This window comes from Parasphingomonas frigoris, from assembly GCF_036663815.1.
In the GTDB taxonomy this organism is placed as follows: domain Bacteria; phylum Pseudomonadota; class Alphaproteobacteria; order Sphingomonadales; family Sphingomonadaceae; genus Sphingomonas.
Map to the genome: position 1 here is coordinate 1 of NZ_JAXOJQ010000032.1, position 1,696 is coordinate 1,696.

Genomic DNA, 1,696 nt, shown 5'->3' on the forward strand with positions numbered 1-1,696 from the left:
CGTCGCGGGCTGCCGTGCATGGTGGTCAGCGACAACGTCCTATGTTGGGAAGCAGCGGCGGGTTTCGGCCAGCAGATATCCATGCGCCGACAACCATCGGCGCGGCATTCATTCTGAGCCAGATGGCTCCCACCGTCAACGGGATCGCTCCCTGCCATAGCAAACACAGGATCCAGCGGCGCCGGGGCGGCCGTGGTCCTCACCATCCTTAAAACGAGATACGCGCCCAGGTGGAAGGCCCAAACATTGTCTACAGGGTCGCTCTCGCGCCCTCACGGCACATCAGAGAGGGGTCCTTCCACCTGGCATCCGACCGTTCGAGGAACGGCCGGTACTCTGTCCCCGTCTTGATGACGGCGTGAGCCACGCGCGCCATCTTGGCGGTGAGCGCCGTCATCGCCTTGCGGCGACGGTCGGCATCGTCCGCGTGCCCGGCTACATATCGTCCGAGCTTATCGCGGAAGCTATTGTCGCGCTGACGCGCGGCAACCTGAGCAGCCATCCAGAAAGTCCGGCGCAACCGTGCATTGCCGTATTTGGACAGCTTTGTGCGGCCACGGAACGTGCCTGACTGACACGTCGCGAGATCGAGGCCGCAGAATTTCAGAAATTGGCGATGATGATTGAACCGGCGCAGATCGCCGGCTTCCGCCAGGATGGTCAGCGCGTTGATCGGGCCGATGCCGGGAATCTTGCGCAGCAGCTGGTAATCGACATGCTCGGCCAGCCTGGCATGGGCAAGCCGCTCTATCTCGTCACGCTGCTGGATGAGACTGCGCCCCTGCGCGATGACCATACGGAACATGGTGATTGCTGCCGAATCCTCCGGGACTGGCAGAGCCACCGAGGCGCAGGCCGTTTCGTATATGTCATTGATAAGACGGGCCTTGGAAACCTTGCGGCCGATGAGAGGCCAGGCCACGGCCGAGAATGTCTCGGCGTCGAGCGCGGTGATGCTGGCAGGAGTGGGGAACCGCTCGATGAGCGCAAAAAACCAGTCGGATCTGCTGTTGCCGGCGAAGCGGGCGATCTCTGGGAAGTAGAGCGGCAAATAGTGGGTGAGGATCCGATGCCAGGTTTGCGTCTTGGCCTTGGAGATCGTTTCGTGGGTCTTCGACAGTTCCTGCAGGTCGTTGATCCCGGCCGCCAGCGGATCGACATAACGCTGCGTCGCCCCGATCCGCAGCATGTGCAGGATGACCTGGGCGTCCTTGGAATCGTTTTTGTCCCAACCGTTGTGCAGCGCCTCGCGCGTTCGGGCGAGCGCGACCGACGAGATGAGGCGTAGCTCAAACCCCGCGGTCAGCAGCCTGTGCGCCAGCGTTCGATGGTAATTTCCGGTCGCCTCGAACCCGACGACGATGGGACGGCCGATGGCAGCGAGCTGTTCGGCAAAGTCGTCATAGTCCTTCTTGGTTGCCATGACGGTCATCCGCCGGCGCCGGCCGCCTTCGGGTCGCTCGATGAGGACTTCCTGCCGATTCTTGGACATGTCTATGGCTACCAGCACGGCGCCAGCAGGCGTAGGGGTGAGCTTGGTCATGGTCGGTCGGCCTCCAAAGTGTTGTCTCGACAACTTCACTTTAGACACCCGCTGGCCGGCCATGGCTTGCCCTGATGAACCCTGCGGCCGCTACGCGGCCTTGTCTTCATCAGGGCCATAGCGGCTCCCGAACCGGCGCTTCCCAATGTGCTA

Annotated in this window: 1 pseudogene; it reads right to left on the bottom strand. The window is 62.4% G+C overall.

Annotation, left to right across the window (positions count from 1 at the left end):
* Positions 1 to 282: 282 nt before the first annotated feature.
* Positions 283 to 1,543 (bottom strand): annotated as a pseudogene (locus tag U1872_RS22190) (IS110 family RNA-guided transposase).
* Positions 1,544 to 1,696 lie beyond the last annotated feature (153 nt).